We start from the raw sequence: 15,034 nt of genomic DNA on the forward strand, positions 1-15,034 counted from the left end.
TTCCAGGAACAGCCGATCCATCGCCGGGGTCAGCCAGACGACGGCGAGCCAATCGGCCAGGCTGTTCGCTGCCGCCGCGGCGCCATTGACGCGCACCTGCCGCCGCGATGGCGCGTCGGCGCTGGTACCGGTGCCGATGCGCACCTCGTCGTCCATGAGTGCGGCGGCGACCGTGAACCCGCCCGGTCCCTGCTGCCGGGCCATCTGCTGGATGTCGGCGCGGCGCATGCCCCGGCCCGGTGCGAGCAGCGAGATCGCCTCCAGGATGTTGGTCTTGCCCGCGCCATTGTCGCCCCAGATCACGTTGAACCGCGCGCCCGCCTGAAGCCGGGTCGCCTCATGGTTGCGGAACTGGGTCAGCGAGAGGGAAGAAAGCGCCATCTGCGGCCCGCTATAGCGCCATGAACCGAGCCATGCGCGCAAAATCGGCGAGGCGCGGCACGGCGGGAATGGTCTCACCCCAAAACATCGTGAATATTCCCAAAATTTCGCATTCAGCCTGCAGCAAGAAATGTTTCATCCTGTGCAAGCATCAGAAATATATGGGTTTTTCAATCTGGCACGCCCTGTGCAGAGTATCCGGCATCTCCCGACGGACGGACCGAAGGGACACGCAGACACTCTGAAAGGACCCGCATCATGTTCTCGCTCTCGCAGTTCAACACCAATCTCGTCGCTGCCATCTGCGCTTTCGCCACCTCGGCACTTTTCATCGGACTGAGCGTAGGTCCGGCGGAAATCGGTACGATGTCGGCGATGATCGTCTGATCGTCGACACGCTGCCATCACATTCAAGGTTTAAAGGGAAACCATCATGAACAACCGCTCTTTCCATCTCGACAAGTCGAACGGCAAGCTGATGGGCGTGTGCTCCGGCATCGCCAACTATTTCGACTGGGATGTGAACCTGATCCGCATCGCCTTCGTGCTCGCCGCATTGTTCGGCATCGGCGCGCCGGTGCTGATCTATCTGGTGATCGGCCTGATCGCCTCGGACCGCTGAGCCGGGAGCGCCGGATGCCGGATCAGACCCCCGATCAGACCTTCGTGCTGAACGGCGTGAAATCGGTGGCGGTATCGAACACCTCTACCCCTTCGCGCCGCTTCAGCCAGCCGACCACGGCATAGGTCACCGGCGTCAGCACCACTTCCCAGCTCACCTTGAGCAGCCAGTTGGTGATCATGACCGTGATGACCTGGCTCGTCTCCCATTCGCCGTAAAAGGCAAGCGGATAGAAGATCAGGCTGTCGACACCCTGGCCGACCACCGTCGAGCCGATCGTGCGGGTCCAGAGCAGCTTGCCCGCCGTCCAGATCTTCATCCGCGCCATGACATAGCTGTTGACGAACTCGCCCGCCCAGAAGGCGACGATCGAGGCGAAGACGATCCTGGGAACCTGGCCGAAGACCGATTCATAAGCCGCCTGACCGTCCCAGCCTTCCGCCGGGGGCAGGCTCACCACCACCCAGCTCATGAACGCCATGAACAGCAGCGCGCCGAACCCTGCCCAGATCACGCGGCGCGCGCGGGCATAGCCATAGATTTCGGTGAGCACGTCGCCGATGACATAGCCCAGCGGAAAGAACAGGATGCCCGCGCCATAGACCCATTGCTGTCCGGCGATGGTGATGAAGGTCGGCTTGGCCGCGCCGATGACGTTCGACAGCAGCAGCACCGTGACGAAAGCCGCCATGACGAAATCGTAATAGCGGAAGCGGTGCGTGGCGGGATCGAAGCCGATGCCCGGTTGCAGGCTGTGGCTGACGGCGGCGGGTTCGGCAGATGGGCTTTGCATCGCCCAAGCCATATCGCGGTTTGCACCCACCTGCAAAGCCCGCTATTGCGCCCACACCAAGGCGCGCGCCCTTAGCTCAGCTGGATAGAGCACGAGACTTCTAATCTTCGCGGATAGCATTGAAAAAAAAGGATTTATTGGCATTTTGTGCCAATTTTTGTGTCAATTTTCTTGTGCTAGCCGCTGGCGTTAGTCTGCTCTGGCAGCGTTGTGCCTTGCGATCAGGTCGTAAAGTTCGGCTTTTTGGCGTTTCAGTTCATCGACCTGCTGTTGGGTGGTATCCGTTCGAATACCATTCCGCATTTCGCTTGTAGTAATTCGGCGATCTTCAAGGAAAGGTAACCGCTGATCGATTTCTTCGATGTAGCGCACGGCCCATTCAACAAAAGCATTTACCATGGCGCCCTCATTCGCCGCCCGCCGCTGCAAGCAGTTCATTGGCCAGTGCTCCCAGCTCGACGACTCGCCCGTCGTCGAGGCGAACTTCAATTTTTGGTGTCCTGCCGGTCGGGGCCTTGCCGCTCGCAAATTCAGCCATTTCGGCGGTTAGATTAGTCATGACAGACACAGCCTGTCTCAAATCGGTAGCAATCTCATGAACGCTGCGCGGCATTGGCCTCTCCCATATTTGACATTGCAATGGATATAGTCCGCAGGTTTGAAAAGGTCGAACCTTTTTCAAGGTCCCCGATAGCCTGATCGCTCCAGCGCAAGTTGTGGCCATTTGCCCTGACTTCGGTCGCATCGGGTTTGAACGGAGTTATGCGGACTTCTCCTGCTCGCCTTCTGCTGCTTTGCCCCTGCTGATCGCCGAGGCCGCCCTGTCGAAGGCGGTGACAGTTTCCTCCGCGCCGATGTGCATGTAGCGGGCGGTGACCGCGATCGAGCTGTGGGCCATGGCCTTTTGCAGCTCGAGCAGGTCGGCACCGCCCTGGCGCGCCCAGGTGGCGAAGGTGTGGCGCAGATCGTGCCAGTGGAAGTCGACCAGCCCTGCTGTCGCGCGAGCCTTGTCCCAGCGCTTGCGGAAGTTGGTCTGGTCGAAGACCGGGCCGCGCAGCTGCACCACCCTGGGGGTGCCTTCGTCCGCGCGCTCGCCCGGCTTGCCGGCGACGGCGGCGGTCTGGCTAGCGCGATGGTCCTTCAGCAGTTTCAGCAGCGGCTCGGCAATGCCGACCACCTGGGGCTTCCTGCCCTTGCCCTTGGGAATCGTGATCGTGCGGCCGCGCAGGTCGACCTGGTGCCATTCAATGCCCAGCATCGCCGTCTTGCGCAGGCCCGTGGTGACCGCCGCCGTGATCGCCAGCTGCATGCCGGGATCCGCCGCGGCGATCAGCGTGTCGAATTCCTCGTGGCTGAGGAAGCGGACGCGGTGTTCGTTCTCCGGATAGCGCAGGCGCTTCCAGTCGATCGACGGCGCGGCCAGGCCGTGCGCATTGACCGCGTGGTTGATTGCGGCCTTCAGCACCGCCATGTCGCGGTTGATGGTCGGGCGATCGATGCCGTCGCCGCGGCGCTTGGCCCGATAGTCCATCAGCTGGCGCGTGGTCAGGCGGTCAAGCGGCTGCTGGGTATCGAGGCGCGAATCGAACAGCGTGATCTTCTGCCAGATGAAGCTGTGGCTTTTCAGGTGCTGGGCGTGGTCGGTGTAGTAGGTGCCCAGCACATGGGTGAGCTTCCAGCTTTCAGGGCGCTGGGGCGCGGCCTTCAGATCGGCCAGCAGGGCGGCGGCTATCGCCTGCGCGTCTGCTTTTCTCTCAGCTTTCGTGCTGCCGCGATATCGGTGACCGTTGTGGGTGAACGCGTACCACCAGTAGGGGGAGCCTTCTCTTTTGTGGATTCGCATGTGCGGTGCCTCTTGGCGAAATCGACCAGATCCTCTGCAAGATAGCGAACAGACGCTCCCACCTTCACATAGTCAACCTTTCCTGCCTTGCGCAGATCGCGCAGCGTGCGCGCCGACAGCGCGATCATCGCGGCGGCTTCTTCCTCGCGCAGCAGGATAGGATCGGGCGCGGATGCCATCAGCCGTGTTCCCTGCCATTCCACCAGTCAAAGAACCGACAAGGGCCGCAGGTTACGCGCCAGCCATTGTCGCGTAGTGTGATCAGCAATGCCTTGGCATGCGGCCGTCGCAACCAGTATCGGTTCCAGCACCAATTGCCGACCCAGTCGCGGGCATCGTAGATCGCGAAGTCCCGGCGATGGATGCGGATATGTGTTCCGGTGGCCGCGAACTTGTAGCCAGCATCGAAATTGGGCGCTTCGATCTCGACATCGCCATAAGTGGCCATGGCTGCGCGCCCGGCGAACAGGCCGTTGTCAGGATCGTTGCAGGCAAAGTCGATGGCAACGAGACTTTTCACGCGACTTTCCTTTCGATCGGCAGGGGCTTGCCATCGGGGCCGAACATGTCGGCGAGAAGGCTGGGGGCGGGTTGCGGAAATGATGGGCGAACCATTTTGCCGGCATCGGGCAAATGGTCGGGTGCGGGGCGCCATGCGCGGAAGGCCTGGCGCAGCGCCTGCAGGCGATGCAGCGAGCGCAGCGCATCGGTCAGGCCGAGGAAGCGGGTGCCCAGGTCGACGCGGCCTTCGCGCTCGATCTTCGTTATCACGGTGTCGCGCGCGCGCGTCAGCTCTGCGATGGTGTCTGACAGCGGGCAAAGGTCATCGGCGCGCGACTGACGATCGCGCGGGCTGATGCCATGGCCGGGGCCGCCGACGATCCACGCCTCTGCCGCTGCCCAGGGCATCAGCGCGCGGTTGGCCGAGACGCTGTTGACGCTGCCCTGTTTGATCGCCCGCGTGGCCATGGCGATGCGGCGGTCGAGCTCGCGGGTGATAAAGGGGGTGTCAGGCATCGATCTTGCCCTTCCGCACCTCGAAGGACACGGCGACCACCCAGGGGTTGGCGTCCCATGCGCCGGGGCCGTTGATCTCGTTCCAGAGGAAACGGTAGGCAGCGACGGGCGAAAGCCATCTGCCCTGATGCAGAGGCTCCGGCAGCATCCACCAATCCGGCTCAATCACGCCGGCTTTGTGCGTTAACCCCTCTGCGATCGCGTCGTCCCTGCTGATGTCCTGCAGCCGCTCGACCCGAACATCGGTGACGGTCAGAGTGAGGCGACTTGCCCAACGGGGCATGTGGATCGACACCTTGCGATGCCAAACCGCGTATGGGTCGGGAGCGGCGAACATGCGACCGCGCAACCCGTCCGGGCCATAATGCCGGTTCGCGCAGTTGGGGGGATTGCCGTCCGCGGCATAGTGAACGGGATCACCGCGACGGTAGGCAAGCTGCGGCGGCGGCAGCTCATCGCCGCCGGGCGTCGTGCCGTACGAGTAGCGGGTGGCGATCCACCACGATTCCTTGACCCAGAGCCGGTCACCGACTGCGAAGCGCGGACTAGGAAAGGGCTCGCAAGTGCAGCCGAGCTCGTCTGCTGTGGCGTTCGCCCATCCGGTGTCGCTGAAATGACATGGGATGATCTTGCGAGCAGGCTGCGGCTTCAACACCCGCCGCGTCTGCGTCTTGGTGCCAGCGAGCAGGGCGCGCACCATCGGCGCGCTGAATAGGATCGGGCGGTCGCTCATCGCGCCCACTCCCGCGATTTCCTGCCCAGCCAGAACGGGATGAACCCGATGGCCAAGATAGCCCCAGCGGCAAGCACGAACGGCCAGCCTGCAGAAATCGGGACAATCCAGACCTGGTTGGACTTGCTAAGCCGCTGCCACCAGAAGCCGGCGCAGAACAGTGCGACGACGACGCCAGCGAGATAGACCGCCATCAGGATATCGGCCCAGTTCATGGCATCACCTGCGGCATGGCATCGTGCGTTACGCCGTCGAGCAGGCGGCCTGCGCGCTTCTTGCCGATCGCGAACATCGTCATCGCACGCCTGCCCTGCTCGAATGCCGGAGGGCGAAACATCGCTTCACCATCGAACCGATGACCATCGGCATGGAGCACGCATTGCTTGCGGCGCAGGCGCCGGGAGGCATCTGGCCTGTTGATCGGCGCTGGATGGTAGCAGGCGTCGGTCTGCTCTTCGGTCATCTCGCAGACCGGTGCCCACTCGCCCCACTGCTTGAAGAAGAACGGTACGCCGGCGGCGGCGCACTGGTCGCGCAGGCAGCGGGCCCAGTCGGGGTGCATCGGGCGCGCAGCGGGGCCGCTTTCGCCGCCGACGATGACCCAGTCGATCGAGCCTATTACCCCGGTCCAATCGCAATTCGTGCAGCACTCATAGGCGCCGGTGCTGGGGTCCATGGACAAGCCATCGAGAGCGTTCGGGCATACCAGCCACCTGCTCAGGTCAATTCGTCCCAGCATCGGCTCAATGCTAAGGAACCGGACGGCAGCGGGCGTGGCTTCCAGATCGTCGATGCGTTCGTCGGCGCGCTTCTGGTCCTCGACCGACACGCCAAGCCAGACGTTGGGGAGGGGTGTGCAATCACCGCCCATGATCGGGCAGAGCCTTTGCCACCGATCAGTATCGATCGCGCGACCGATGGCTGCCCAGAAGTGCCAGCGGTGCTTTGACAAATAGGCCCGCATGCGATTGCTGCGCTTGGTGAGTATCTGGAAGGTGTGCCCTTCCCAACGCTCGCCGTTGGGAAGCAACCGGGGTGCGCAGAGCGCCATCACGGCGAACACGCGGTCGATCACCTCGTCGGGCACCGATTCATGGAACAGGTCCGACATGCTGTTGACGAAGTACATGGTCGGCTTAGCCCGGCGCAGCGGCTCGAGCATCGCCTTTTCGTTCACCTCGATCCTGCCGGTCCAGACCGGGCCTGCCTTGCTGGGCTGGGTGAGCCCGGCATAGACCGGCGCAGTGGCCTTTATCCGGCCCAGGCGCGCGGCGGTGCGCATGGCGTAGCAGTTGGTGCAGCCAGGCGAGAGCACGCTGCATCCGGCGATCGGGTTCCACGTCGCCTCGGTCCATTCGATGCTCGTCATGCTCCGGCCTTTCTCGCTTCGGGGATCCAGCGCTGGCGGGTGCCGTCGGGCTGGAGGATCGACCAGTCGCCCTCGTGTACGCGGGTCATACCGGTGTTCATCACGATCACCGGGCCGCGCGAGGCGGGGCGGTGTTCGGGGCGATAGCGGGCGATGGTCATGCCGCACCTGCGCGCAGGGCGTTGAACAGGGCGAGGCCGGTCACCAACAGGACAGACAGCACGATCAGCGCATCGCCCAGCTCGCGTAGCCAGCCCTTGATGTCCATCAGCGCGGCGGCGATTTCGTGTGCCTGGGCGCGGGTCATGCTGCGACACTCTCGACAGGTGCGACATAAGACACGCGGTGTCCTTCGCCGAGATAGTCGCGGAAAGCTGCCACAGCCTCGTCAATGCTCGGGTGTCGGCTGTTCATTCCGCCCTCGTGCGAGCGCTGGAAGAACGACAGCTCAAAATTGCCTGCCGATTTGGCGCGGATTTCGACGCGGATGCGCGCTTCGTGGGCGAGCAGCACCAGAAGCGTCAGGGGGAAGAAATCGAAGGTTGCCATCCGGCCATCCCGCCACGGCACAAACATTGCAGAATGATTGTGGCCGACGCCCCACTGGACTTTTTCCCAGTTGATCGGAGCGTTGTAGATGCCGCCGCCGACCATGCCGCAGATGTCCATCACCTTGGCCTGAAACTCGGTCAGCTTTTCCGGCGCCGGGCGATACGATTTGCGCTTCGCGTAAATCTGGTTGGCAGCCTGGTTCTTCTGCTCAACCCATTGGGCGTGATCCATGCGCGCGTAGCTCATGCCGCAGCCGTCCGGTTGTACCGGCGCTTGGGAGGCCAGCTTTCGCAAAGGGTGGCGGGGGAGAGGGGGCGGGTGCCGCTGGCCTGGCCATGGCGCGGGCTGTTGCCGGTCACGGTGACCGTGCCGTCGTCATTCGCGCTGATGATGCGGACCTGGTTACCGGTCCTGCGTTCGTAACCGAAGCTCCCGGGGTGCGGGAACTGAGCTGGTGCCTTGAGCATGTTCGCCTCTCGTTTGCCGAAACAATACCGCGTTAAATATACCGGTATGTGTGCCGCGTCAAGCTGCGGTATGCTCATGCCGGGAGACGGTGCGCATGGTTGACATCAAAAGCCTGATTTCATTTCGGATCGCAGGTGCAAAAGCGCCGCCGGATTGGTCGCCCGATCTGCCTGATCAGGAAGACGAGCCGCCGGCCGAGGCACTGCCGGAGCTGTCGATCGCTGGGCACAACTGCATCGTTACCTATGTCGACTCGCGCGGACGCCCGAGCACCCGCCAGCTGACATGCACTCGGTTGGAGGATCTTCAGGGCGTGCAGTATCTGTTTGCCTGGTGCCTTCATCGGAAAGCGCACCGCCGGTTTCGACTCGACAGGATTTCAGAGGTCAGTGACGCGGTCAGCGGCGAGACGCTGGGCGATGGGAGCAGCTATTTCGCCCGTTTTGGTCAATGGCATGTGCAGGATGCGCCGTTGCACTGGGGGCTTTCGCCCTGTCATCATGCAGATCTGCGTGCCGGGCTTATCGTTCTGATGTTCATGGCAAGATGCGATGGTGAGGTGCACGAAGCCGAGCTGGAAGTTGTCGAGCAGCTGGTCACGTCATTCTGGCTACGATGCGAGACCTTGGCCGATCTGCCCCTCAACGAAATCCGTGCCGCTGCAGACCGCATCGCTCCAGACAGCGAATCTTTCTTCGTGGCGCTGGAGCGCGCGCGGCAGTCGCAGGCGCTTACGCGGATCATCGTGCCGTATCTCGAGCGGGTCATGGTTGCAGATGGCCGCTTGCACGCGCACGAGCTGCACTGGATGCGCGCTGCGATCGACTATTTATCGCAAGCTTGATCCGTCAGATGGTTACAAGCTCTGCCCAGGGCATGACGCGATGAACCGCGGCGACCTGCTGCCGCATCACGCGAAAAGTCTGGCGAGGCTCAAACTGCTCTAACTCAATGAAGGTCGCGCTCTGTCTCACCAGGCGCTTGATGAGGGCGCATACGATGGTTTGGCCGCCATCGCCGTTATCGTGCGCGAGCTGCACGATGACATCGTCGCCGATGCGCGGTGGCCGCTTGGGGTCAACATAGACTGGATCGCCCGGCTCGTAGCGCGGCGACATGGATGTGCCCGCCACGTACAGTCCGTATATGTCCTGCCGCCCCATGATGTTGGGTGGTCTGCGCAGCCAGTCGACTGCCTCACCCATCTCGACTTCGTGCATCTCGATAGGAATCTCGGGTTGATCGGGATCGGGGTGCGTGTCTGAGCCAAGCGCGGTGCCATAGACCGGCACGTTGCGCGGCGTCTCCAATCCCTTGAAGGGAATGCCCACATCGCGGGTGCGCTGCGGCGCTAGCTCGTCTTTGCCGATCAGCCAATCGGTGGTGACTTCGAACAGCTCAGCCAGCTTTGCCAGTCGATCGGCGCGGGGTTCGTGGCCGGCCAATATCTGCCGCACGGCATCCGGACCGCCAGTGGCAAGCATCGATGCTTTCCAGGCAGAAAGGCCCTTTTCGTCCAGCTTCTGCTTGATGCGTTGTTGCAAGATTGTTTCGTCAGACATGACGGCATTAATGCCGCCAAAACGACGGCAATTCGAGGTGTTATCTTTTCCGGTTGACCCCGTGGCAAATACCGGTATTTTTACCGGTGTGTTTAACGCTATCGAGGCGAGTTCCGTGGTGCCACCCATTTCATTGCTACCCGTGCTCTGGCGGATTGCAGACCAATGGGTCGCAGTGACCGGCACAAATCACTCCACGCTTGGGAATCGTGCCCTGTTTTCCAGCGGGGTGTTCGAGCGCCTGCGCGCAGGCAAGACGATCACCCAGCAGAATTACGAGCGATTGCTCAACTGGCTGGCCCAACCTGCCAATTGGCCTGATGCGGAGGTTCCGCAGGAATGCCGGGTTCTGCTGCATGACATGGCCAGTATCGGCCAGTCTGCGCAGATGTCACCGGGAAGCGCGGAGAAAGTTTCCCCGGATGATCATGGGGTTGATCCAGTTGTCGGCGGGCCCTTCTCCCGCCGTGCAGCCGAAGGGGTGGCGCATGCGATCACCGCCACCCCGGAGGCCGCCCAAGGTCGGGAGGTGGGGGCATGAAAACCATTTCACTCAGCATCAGGCAGTGCGCGCTGACCATGGCTGCCGCAGAGCAGAGCTTCGATGCGCTGCATCGAGCCTTGGCAGGGGCAGGTCTATTGGAAGCCCTTGAAGGCCTCACGGGCCTTTCGGATCGCTATGGCCTCGGCCTCACGGATGAGCGCGATCTCTTCCGCGTCGAAATTGCGCTCCGAACCGCAGGCGGGGCAGAGGATCACGACATCCTCCGGATATTGCCCAGCGAGGGGTACATCAAACTTGTGGCCGCAATCGCAATGGATTGTGGCGGAGAAGCTGTTGTCAGTCATGGCTGGCCGATCCTTTCAGTCGTGGGTCCCAACGCGACTGTAGCCGAAGGGGTGGCGTCGGCAAACGCCACCCCGGAGGCTGCACGATGACCCTGGCGGTGTGGCAGCAGCGGCTGAAGGCAGCCGCAAAGGACCTGGTGAGTGCCACCGGCGGGATCGAGGCGGCGGCTGACATTCTGGCCAAGGGCAAGAGCACGATCGCGCGCTGGGCCAGCATCAACGACGCAGACTATTCGATGCCGATCGAGGCGGTCGCGGCGCTGGAGCGGGTGACGCGCGGCACAGCAGGTGCGCCGCAGGTCACGAGCGAGCTTTGCCGCCTGGCGGGCGGTGTGTTCGTGCCGCTGCCCGATGCGGGGGCCAGCGACGGTGAGCTGCGCGCGGGCGTGATGCGCCTTTCCGCCGAGCTCGGCGATGTCGCGCGCGAGATCGACCGCGCGCTTTGCGATGACCGCGTCTCACCGCGCGAGGAAAGCGCGATCCACCGCCAGCTCGACGAGCTGATCGCGAAGTCCGTGGAACTGAAACAGGCGGTGACGCTGATGGTCGACCGCGATGGCAAGGGAGGCCTGTGATGGGCTGGCGCGATTTCTGGCCTTTCGGGCGCAAGGCAGAGCCGCAGGCGCCAGCCCGCGCGGCTCCGATCGATTGCCGCGCGAATGGCAACTGGGCGCGCGGGGATCTTGCACTGTGCATGATCGATAGCTGGAAGCCGCACCCGGGTGCGCCCCTGCCGATAAAGGGGCGCATCTATCGCGTGCTGCAAGTGGTCGAAGACATCAAGCCCGCCGCATTCGAGACGGGTGAGGGGCTGCTTGCCTATTGGCTGGCGCTCGAAGGCATGGATGGCTGGTCTTACCAGAGCAACACCTTCCGCAAGGTGGTTCCGGATCACACCGCCTGCGAAGCCGAGTTTCGCGAATTCCTGCTAGGGTGCGCGCCGCTGCCCAAGCGGGAGACGGCAGCATGATGGGCGGGTTCATGCTGGGCCTCGCGCTGGGCTGGCTCGTCGCCGGCGGCATCGTGATGCGCATTGCCTTCAAGTCCGAGCTGGCGGGCGAGCCGCTCAGCGCCAGCGACATTCCGGTGGTGATCGGCGGCGTGCTGCTGTGGCCCTATCTGCTCTATCCCGACCAGGGCGACGCAGAGGATGACAATGCCTGAGCGCGCGTCCCTGCCTGCATCTGGTGAGCCGCGGTTCGTGCTGGGGCCGCTGACGCTCTATGCCGATATCGGCGTGATGGAGGCGTGGCTGGAAACGGCGATGCCGGGCGACGAGCTGCGCTATGCCACCGGCCCCGCGCTGGGCCGCGATGCGCCTGCCGGGCTGTTGGCACGGCAATGGGCCGAAGAAGGCGAGGTGGTGCTGTTCCAGCGCCGCGCGGGCGCCGGCAAGCCGCTCGAATATGTCGCGCGGCGCAAGGAACCGCCGGTGCAGCCGCGCGCGCGATCGCGCATGGAAGGGCCGGTGCGGCGCGCCGTCTCGCGCCCGGCCCAGGCGCTGCCCGAGAATTTCGACGCGAGCGACGAGGGGCGGATGCTGGCGCTGCTGACCGAGGCTGCGGAGGCTGGCCTGGCTTGCCCGAGCAATGTGCAGCTGGCGCGCCAGCTCGACCTGAATGCTCGTAGCCGTGCCCAGTATCTGATCACCAAGCTGATGCGGGCGGGCCTTATCCGGGTGGCCAGTGCCAGCAGCTTCGACGGGCGCGTGGTGACCATCGTTTCGAGCGGAAAGCGCACGGCCGATCGGCAGGTCGGAGCCGTGCTGTGGCGGGAAAGGACCGGGGGGTGAGAGGGTTTCGAGACGCGATCAGCAATCAGGACGCGCGCGCGGTGTTTGCCGAGCTGGACGAATGGATGCGCGCCACGGGCACGCCCTGGACGCGCGTTGCCAGCCATATCGGTGTCACTGACGCGGTGCGGCATCGCGTGCTGGGCGAGGGGCGCGGGCTGCTGCGCGCGAATGCAGCGGCGATTCGTGCGGTGATCCGCGACTTTCCCGATGGGCTGGCCGATCCCCGGGGGCGCAACGATTTTCTGACCGCCGCCCAGGCCGCCGTTCTGGCCAACGAAATCCGCGCATGGCTGGCGCGTACGGGCACGCCGCTGGATGTGCTGGCCAAGGCTGCGCATCGCCAGCCTGGTGGGCTGATGCGGCTGCTCGACTTTCCGCAGCCGGTGGGTCGATCGACCGCCGCTGCCTATCGCGCGCTGATGGCGGCCAATCCCGACCGATATCAACCGCCAAAGCATAGCCGTGCGCGCAAGCTGGCCGCGCCGGTGGCGGCGGCAGTGCCCGGCCTTGACCCGCTGGCCGATCGCCGAGGCGAGGCCGACCGCCGCCGCCGAGAATGGATCGCGCAGCAGGCGGCAGAGCACCAGCGCAAATACAACCGCCCGCTGGGGCGACCGATCGAGGAGATGGTGGCGTGAGCGGCATACCTGAATTCGCATCGCTGGAGCAGATGCAAGCGTGGGCGCACGAGCTGATGGCCAGTCGCGCTCCCGACTTCGTGATCGGCGACGATTATCTGCGTCGCTGGTACGTGATCCCGCGCAACCCGTCGGCAAATGTCTATTTGCACCACATCTTGCACAGCGACGACGATCGCGCGCTGCACGATCATCCGTGGTCGAACACCAGCGTCCTGATCGGCGGGCGCTATGTCGAGCATATGGCCGCGCCCGGCGGCGGGGAAATCCGCGTTACCCGGCATGCAGGCGATGTGGTGACGCGGATGGCCAGCGACGCTCACCGGCTTGAGATCATGCCCGGCGAGAGTGCGATCAGCCTGTTCATCACCGGGCCCAAGGTGCGCGACTGGGGCTTTCATTGCCCGAAAGGCTGGGTGCCCTGGCAGGAATTCACGAGCCCGGAAGACAGCAGCAAGACCGGCAAGGGGTGCGGCGAATGAGCGGCAGCGGGATGATTGCGGCGCGGCCCGAGGGGCTGGCGGTGGATATGGCGGGCGAGCCTGAGGGCTGCGCTTCGGATTGGCATCTGACCGGCGAGGGACGGAGCGATTGGCAGCCCATGACGGCGCGCGATCGACCCCTGTTCTGGGGCGAGGCCTTTACAGTCGGAGACTGGGTACTGGTCGCAGGCCAGCGTGTTCGCGTGGTCTCCTATGAGATCGATCCTGCGAATATGACATTCCGGTACACGCCGCTGGCTCAGCCGGACTACGCGGACAAGTTCGCCTTCGACCTGGGAACGTCGGTGGCTGACCTGAAGCCGATGGATGCCGAGCAGCATCACGAGCTTAGTCCCGCGAAGTCCGAAGAACCCAAAACCTGGCTCCAGTCGCAGGCGCCGCTCGGGTCTGGTCCGGTGTTTGAAGGCCCTGCCGTGGCCGGGGCGCTGATCATGGATCAGGATCGCATCGTGGGTTTGCGCATCCTCTCGGAGGCCGGGACGCCTGACTATTCGTTCACGCTTGGATCGCCTGTCTATCGCACCGTCGACCCATTGCCAGCCAGCCTGCCGCCGATGTCGCATGTCGTGCGCGGCTTTGCCGAGGATGACGCTGTCTGCGCTTCGGGTTGGGACGGGCCTGCACGCTGCGAGCCGTTCATGGCGTTCGCACCGGGTGCCACGGTGACGGTCGATAACGAGAGTGAGCCGGGCAGCTGGGCGCGGGCGCTGGGTGAGCGGCCTGATCCGCTCTGGGGCGACAGGGTGAGTGGCGACGATGAAATCGCGGCGGCGCTGGCGGTGCAGGCGCGGCTGCATGCGCTGGGCATCCTGATGCTGGGGGCGGCGAAGTGCACCGACGTGCAGGCGTTGGCCGATCGCGGGGCGATCGAGCGCGACGGGGCGGACCTGTTCATCCGCCGATATTCGGAAAGCATCTGCGAGATCGTGGCCGAGCTGATGCTACCGGCCCAGTCGACCGAAGGCTGATGTCGATGCAAAAGCTCCGCAAGTTATCTGGGCATAGGATAGGCCCGACGCACAAACAGGCACGCGATGCGGCCCTGATCATACACCGGCTGAACAACCAGCTTGAAGCGCTGGGATGCGTTGCCCAGCATCTGGTCCTGAATGGATTTGCTGGTCCACATTTCGACCGCGTCAAACTGCCGTCCTGCCTCATCGATTACTCTTACCGTTCTGCCAGCGCCAAAAAACGCCAGAGCGGTCATGTCGCGATGCCGGCCCAAGGCGGCCTCGTCACTGACATAAATGTCGCTGTGTTCGAGTACCATCCGGACGGCGTCGGGCAAGGGAATCGCATCAAAGGCCGGCGCCTTTTTCAGATCACTCGAGCTGATTGTCACGGGCGGGCATCCCGAGCCGGACACCGTGATGGTCGCACCGCTTTCAATGACTATTTCGCACATGGCATTCACAGTGGAATCAGGTGGTGGCTCGTTGGAGAGCACACTCGCCATCGCCTGGGCAAGGTTGATCATAAACTCGCCGATCGCCGCATAGCTGGCCCATCTGACCAGTCTGTTTTCCGGCAAATTGACGAAACCAGCCATTTCCGCTGCGGCTTCGCGGAACCCCTCCCATTCGCGTTTTGCCGCTGCCATAAAGCGCACCAGGTACGATCCGCTGTCGACCGAATCGATTATCGCCACCCAGTCCTGATCTTCCAATGGCTGGGTAGAGTTGAGATAGTTCTCAAGAACTTTGCCAAAAGCGGTCACGAGACCCGTGAATTCTCCTGCCGACATGCCGGTGGCTGCGTCAACGCGCAACTCAACCAAGCCTCGATCGGTCGGCATTTCCATTCCCGTTCGAACACGCGTTGCCATTTCACCCTCCCTTATCAACTTGAAGCTGCCCCATCCGACCAGGACTGGCAAGGCCTGGGCTCGACTGTTTCAACAGTGCTT

29 protein-coding genes are annotated in these 15,034 nt (G+C 63.5%); 12 read left to right on the forward strand and 17 right to left on the reverse strand.

Features of this window, described 5'->3' with window-relative positions:
• Positions 1 to 381: AAA family ATPase (locus AX735_RS09915; protein ID WP_156447459.1), on the reverse strand; the 381-nt coding region annotated here is incomplete at its 3' end.
• Between the two features lie 258 nt (positions 382 to 639).
• Here AX735_RS09915 and AX735_RS26870 point away from each other — a divergent pair.
• Both AX735_RS26870 and AX735_RS09920 read left to right on the forward strand, forming a co-directional pair.
• Positions 640 to 768: a hypothetical protein gene (locus AX735_RS26870; RefSeq protein ID WP_273304901.1), complete on the forward strand. Its 129-nt coding sequence runs from the start codon at positions 640 to 642 to the stop codon at positions 766 to 768.
• 46 nt (positions 769 to 814) lie between these two features.
• On the forward strand, positions 815 to 1,003 hold the full coding sequence (locus AX735_RS09920) for a PspC domain-containing protein (protein ID WP_066279275.1): 189 nt from the start codon (positions 815 to 817) through the stop codon (positions 1,001 to 1,003).
• A 34-nt stretch (positions 1,004 to 1,037) separates the two neighbouring features.
• Here the strand turns inward: AX735_RS09920 and AX735_RS09925 are convergent, their stop codons facing one another.
• From AX735_RS09925 to AX735_RS09975, 14 genes are all read right to left on the reverse strand, one after another.
• Entirely contained in the window at positions 1,038 to 1,796 is a 759-nt protein-coding gene (locus AX735_RS09925; protein ID WP_066279281.1) for a queuosine precursor transporter, read from the reverse strand.
• A 189-nt stretch (positions 1,797 to 1,985) separates the two neighbouring features.
• Complete coding sequence (locus AX735_RS09930) at positions 1,986 to 2,195, reverse strand: hypothetical protein (RefSeq protein WP_066045519.1); 210 nt, start codon at positions 2,193 to 2,195, stop codon at positions 1,986 to 1,988.
• A 7-nt stretch (positions 2,196 to 2,202) separates the two neighbouring features.
• Complete coding sequence (locus AX735_RS25005) at positions 2,203 to 2,409, reverse strand: hypothetical protein (protein ID WP_156441543.1); 207 nt, start codon at positions 2,407 to 2,409, stop codon at positions 2,203 to 2,205.
• Positions 2,410 to 2,556: 147 nt separating this feature from the next.
• Positions 2,557 to 3,459 carry a tyrosine-type recombinase/integrase gene (locus AX735_RS09935; protein WP_066045522.1) on the reverse strand — a complete coding sequence of 301 codons (903 nt, stop codon included), beginning with the start codon at positions 3,457 to 3,459 and terminating at the stop codon, positions 2,557 to 2,559.
• A gap of 65 nt (positions 3,460 to 3,524) precedes the next feature.
• Positions 3,525 to 3,818 (reverse strand): helix-turn-helix domain-containing protein, encoded by a 294-nt coding sequence (locus AX735_RS09940; RefSeq protein WP_066045525.1) that lies wholly within the window; start codon positions 3,816 to 3,818, stop codon positions 3,525 to 3,527.
• Positions 3,818 to 4,159 (reverse strand): hypothetical protein, encoded by a 342-nt coding sequence (locus AX735_RS09945; protein WP_066045527.1) that lies wholly within the window; start codon positions 4,157 to 4,159, stop codon positions 3,818 to 3,820. Before AX735_RS09945 ends, AX735_RS09940 begins: the two co-directional genes overlap by 1 nt.
• Positions 4,156 to 4,656 carry a hypothetical protein gene (locus AX735_RS09950; protein WP_066045530.1) on the reverse strand — a complete coding sequence of 167 codons (501 nt, stop codon included), beginning with the start codon at positions 4,654 to 4,656 and terminating at the stop codon, positions 4,156 to 4,158. The genes AX735_RS09945 and AX735_RS09950 overlap by 4 nt, the downstream gene beginning before the upstream one ends.
• Positions 4,649 to 5,389 (reverse strand): hypothetical protein, encoded by a 741-nt coding sequence (locus AX735_RS09955; RefSeq protein WP_066120555.1) that lies wholly within the window; start codon positions 5,387 to 5,389, stop codon positions 4,649 to 4,651. Before AX735_RS09955 ends, AX735_RS09950 begins: the two co-directional genes overlap by 8 nt.
• The gene (locus tag AX735_RS09960) at positions 5,386 to 5,604 is read right to left on the reverse strand and encodes a hypothetical protein (RefSeq protein WP_066045536.1); all 219 of its coding nucleotides are present in this window, start codon (positions 5,602 to 5,604) and stop codon (positions 5,386 to 5,388) included. Before AX735_RS09960 ends, AX735_RS09955 begins: the two co-directional genes overlap by 4 nt.
• The gene (locus AX735_RS09965; RefSeq protein WP_066045541.1) at positions 5,601 to 6,758 is read right to left on the reverse strand and encodes a DUF5131 family protein; all 1,158 of its coding nucleotides are present in this window, start codon (positions 6,756 to 6,758) and stop codon (positions 5,601 to 5,603) included. Before AX735_RS09965 ends, AX735_RS09960 begins: the two co-directional genes overlap by 4 nt.
• The gene (locus AX735_RS25010; RefSeq protein ID WP_156441542.1) at positions 6,755 to 6,919 is read right to left on the reverse strand and encodes a hypothetical protein; all 165 of its coding nucleotides are present in this window, start codon (positions 6,917 to 6,919) and stop codon (positions 6,755 to 6,757) included. Before AX735_RS25010 ends, AX735_RS09965 begins: the two co-directional genes overlap by 4 nt.
• On the reverse strand, positions 6,916 to 7,065 hold the full coding sequence (locus AX735_RS25015; RefSeq protein WP_156441541.1) for a hypothetical protein: 150 nt from the start codon (positions 7,063 to 7,065) through the stop codon (positions 6,916 to 6,918). The genes AX735_RS25010 and AX735_RS25015 overlap by 4 nt, the downstream gene beginning before the upstream one ends.
• The gene (locus AX735_RS09970; RefSeq protein WP_066045543.1) at positions 7,062 to 7,556 is read right to left on the reverse strand and encodes a hypothetical protein; all 495 of its coding nucleotides are present in this window, start codon (positions 7,554 to 7,556) and stop codon (positions 7,062 to 7,064) included. Before AX735_RS09970 ends, AX735_RS25015 begins: the two co-directional genes overlap by 4 nt.
• A complete protein-coding gene (locus tag AX735_RS09975) occupies positions 7,553 to 7,777 on the reverse strand; it encodes a hypothetical protein (protein ID WP_156447460.1) in 225 nt (74 codons plus the stop codon). Before AX735_RS09975 ends, AX735_RS09970 begins: the two co-directional genes overlap by 4 nt.
• A 95-nt stretch (positions 7,778 to 7,872) precedes the next feature.
• On the opposite strand from AX735_RS09975, the gene AX735_RS09980 reads away from it, so the two are divergent.
• Positions 7,873 to 8,622 carry a tellurite resistance TerB family protein gene (locus AX735_RS09980; RefSeq protein WP_066045549.1) on the forward strand — a complete coding sequence of 250 codons (750 nt, stop codon included), beginning with the start codon at positions 7,873 to 7,875 and terminating at the stop codon, positions 8,620 to 8,622.
• A gap of 4 nt (positions 8,623 to 8,626) precedes the next feature.
• On the opposite strand, the gene AX735_RS09985 is transcribed toward AX735_RS09980, so the two are convergent.
• Positions 8,627 to 9,340, reverse strand: coding sequence for a LexA family transcriptional regulator (locus tag AX735_RS09985; RefSeq protein WP_066045552.1), 714 nt, complete (start codon positions 9,338 to 9,340; stop codon positions 8,627 to 8,629).
• Between AX735_RS09985 and AX735_RS09990 the strand changes: the two genes are divergently transcribed.
• The 9 genes from AX735_RS09990 to AX735_RS10030 are packed head-to-tail and all read left to right on the forward strand — an operon-like array spanning position 9,339 to position 14,093.
• Complete coding sequence (locus AX735_RS09990; RefSeq protein ID WP_066270863.1) at positions 9,339 to 9,881, forward strand: hypothetical protein; 543 nt, start codon at positions 9,339 to 9,341, stop codon at positions 9,879 to 9,881. The genes AX735_RS09985 and AX735_RS09990 overlap by 2 nt on opposite strands.
• Complete coding sequence (locus tag AX735_RS25020; RefSeq protein WP_156441532.1) at positions 9,878 to 10,279, forward strand: hypothetical protein; 402 nt, start codon at positions 9,878 to 9,880, stop codon at positions 10,277 to 10,279. The genes AX735_RS09990 and AX735_RS25020 overlap by 4 nt, the downstream gene beginning before the upstream one ends.
• A complete protein-coding gene (locus AX735_RS10000) occupies positions 10,276 to 10,764 on the forward strand; it encodes a phage regulatory CII family protein (RefSeq protein ID WP_066045559.1) in 489 nt (162 codons plus the stop codon). The genes AX735_RS25020 and AX735_RS10000 overlap by 4 nt, the downstream gene beginning before the upstream one ends.
• A complete protein-coding gene (locus AX735_RS10005; RefSeq protein ID WP_066045562.1) occupies positions 10,764 to 11,159 on the forward strand; it encodes a hypothetical protein in 396 nt (131 codons plus the stop codon). The genes AX735_RS10000 and AX735_RS10005 overlap by 1 nt, the downstream gene beginning before the upstream one ends.
• Entirely contained in the window at positions 11,156 to 11,353 is a 198-nt protein-coding gene (locus AX735_RS10010; RefSeq protein WP_066120552.1) for a hypothetical protein, read from the forward strand. Before AX735_RS10005 ends, AX735_RS10010 begins: the two co-directional genes overlap by 4 nt.
• A 37-nt stretch (positions 11,354 to 11,390) precedes the next feature.
• On the forward strand, positions 11,391 to 11,981 hold the full coding sequence (locus AX735_RS10015) for a hypothetical protein (RefSeq protein WP_066120549.1): 591 nt from the start codon (positions 11,391 to 11,393) through the stop codon (positions 11,979 to 11,981).
• The gene (locus AX735_RS10020; protein ID WP_066270859.1) at positions 11,978 to 12,622 is read left to right on the forward strand and encodes a hypothetical protein; all 645 of its coding nucleotides are present in this window, start codon (positions 11,978 to 11,980) and stop codon (positions 12,620 to 12,622) included. The genes AX735_RS10015 and AX735_RS10020 overlap by 4 nt, the downstream gene beginning before the upstream one ends.
• Positions 12,619 to 13,104, forward strand: a complete 486-nt coding sequence (locus tag AX735_RS10025) for a hypothetical protein (RefSeq protein WP_231730639.1) — start codon at positions 12,619 to 12,621, stop codon at positions 13,102 to 13,104. Before AX735_RS10020 ends, AX735_RS10025 begins: the two co-directional genes overlap by 4 nt.
• A complete protein-coding gene (locus AX735_RS10030) occupies positions 13,101 to 14,093 on the forward strand; it encodes a hypothetical protein (RefSeq protein WP_066045574.1) in 993 nt (330 codons plus the stop codon). The genes AX735_RS10025 and AX735_RS10030 overlap by 4 nt, the downstream gene beginning before the upstream one ends.
• A gap of 23 nt (positions 14,094 to 14,116) precedes the next feature.
• Here AX735_RS10030 and AX735_RS10035 read toward each other — a convergent pair whose 3' ends face one another.
• The gene (locus tag AX735_RS10035; protein WP_066279292.1) at positions 14,117 to 14,953 is read right to left on the reverse strand and encodes a hypothetical protein; all 837 of its coding nucleotides are present in this window, start codon (positions 14,951 to 14,953) and stop codon (positions 14,117 to 14,119) included.
• Positions 14,954 to 15,034: the final 81 nt, after the last annotated feature.

This window comes from Blastomonas sp. CCH1-A6 (assembly GCF_001556365.1).
Taxonomy (GTDB): domain Bacteria; phylum Pseudomonadota; class Alphaproteobacteria; order Sphingomonadales; family Sphingomonadaceae; genus Blastomonas; species Blastomonas ursincola.

Excerpts from the sequence above, each read along its gene's own strand:
- AX735_RS10000 (WP_066045559.1), top strand. The coding sequence starts at position 10,276 with ATGACCCTGGCGGTGTGGCAGCAGCGGCTGAAGGCAGCCGCAAAGGAC.
- AX735_RS09980 (WP_066045549.1), top strand. The coding sequence starts at position 7,873 with ATGGTTGACATCAAAAGCCTGATTTCATTTCGGATCGCAGGTGCAAAA.
- AX735_RS09985 (WP_066045552.1), bottom strand. The coding sequence starts at position 9,340 with ATGTCTGACGAAACAATCTTGCAACAACGCATCAAGCAGAAGCTGGAC.
- AX735_RS25005 (WP_156441543.1), bottom strand. The coding sequence starts at position 2,409 with ATGCCGCGCAGCGTTCATGAGATTGCTACCGATTTGAGACAGGCTGTG.
- AX735_RS09920 (WP_066279275.1), top strand. The coding sequence starts at position 815 with ATGAACAACCGCTCTTTCCATCTCGACAAGTCGAACGGCAAGCTGATG.
- AX735_RS09975 (WP_156447460.1), bottom strand. The coding sequence starts at position 7,777 with ATGCTCAAGGCACCAGCTCAGTTCCCGCACCCCGGGAGCTTCGGTTAC.
- AX735_RS09950 (WP_066045530.1), bottom strand. The coding sequence starts at position 4,656 with ATGCCTGACACCCCCTTTATCACCCGCGAGCTCGACCGCCGCATCGCC.
- AX735_RS09940 (WP_066045525.1), bottom strand. The coding sequence starts at position 3,818 with ATGGCATCCGCGCCCGATCCTATCCTGCTGCGCGAGGAAGAAGCCGCC.
- AX735_RS25010 (WP_156441542.1), bottom strand. The coding sequence starts at position 6,919 with ATGACCATCGCCCGCTATCGCCCCGAACACCGCCCCGCCTCGCGCGGC.
- AX735_RS09970 (WP_066045543.1), bottom strand. The coding sequence starts at position 7,556 with ATGAGCTACGCGCGCATGGATCACGCCCAATGGGTTGAGCAGAAGAAC.
- AX735_RS09925 (WP_066279281.1), bottom strand. The coding sequence starts at position 1,796 with ATGCAAAGCCCATCTGCCGAACCCGCCGCCGTCAGCCACAGCCTGCAA.
- AX735_RS10005 (WP_066045562.1), top strand. The coding sequence starts at position 10,764 with ATGGGCTGGCGCGATTTCTGGCCTTTCGGGCGCAAGGCAGAGCCGCAG.
- AX735_RS09960 (WP_066045536.1), bottom strand. The coding sequence starts at position 5,604 with ATGAACTGGGCCGATATCCTGATGGCGGTCTATCTCGCTGGCGTCGTC.
- AX735_RS25015 (WP_156441541.1), bottom strand. The coding sequence starts at position 7,065 with ATGACCCGCGCCCAGGCACACGAAATCGCCGCCGCGCTGATGGACATC.
- AX735_RS10030 (WP_066045574.1), top strand. The coding sequence starts at position 13,101 with ATGAGCGGCAGCGGGATGATTGCGGCGCGGCCCGAGGGGCTGGCGGTG.
- AX735_RS09930 (WP_066045519.1), bottom strand. The coding sequence starts at position 2,195 with ATGGTAAATGCTTTTGTTGAATGGGCCGTGCGCTACATCGAAGAAATC.
- AX735_RS10010 (WP_066120552.1), top strand. The coding sequence starts at position 11,156 with ATGATGGGCGGGTTCATGCTGGGCCTCGCGCTGGGCTGGCTCGTCGCC.
- AX735_RS25020 (WP_156441532.1), top strand. The coding sequence starts at position 9,878 with ATGAAAACCATTTCACTCAGCATCAGGCAGTGCGCGCTGACCATGGCT.
- AX735_RS09990 (WP_066270863.1), top strand. The coding sequence starts at position 9,339 with ATGACGGCATTAATGCCGCCAAAACGACGGCAATTCGAGGTGTTATCT.
- AX735_RS10035 (WP_066279292.1), bottom strand. The coding sequence starts at position 14,953 with ATGGCAACGCGTGTTCGAACGGGAATGGAAATGCCGACCGATCGAGGC.
- AX735_RS09955 (WP_066120555.1), bottom strand. The coding sequence starts at position 5,389 with ATGAGCGACCGCCCGATCCTATTCAGCGCGCCGATGGTGCGCGCCCTG.
- AX735_RS26870 (WP_273304901.1), top strand. The coding sequence starts at position 640 with ATGTTCTCGCTCTCGCAGTTCAACACCAATCTCGTCGCTGCCATCTGC.
- AX735_RS09965 (WP_066045541.1), bottom strand. The coding sequence starts at position 6,758 with ATGACGAGCATCGAATGGACCGAGGCGACGTGGAACCCGATCGCCGGA.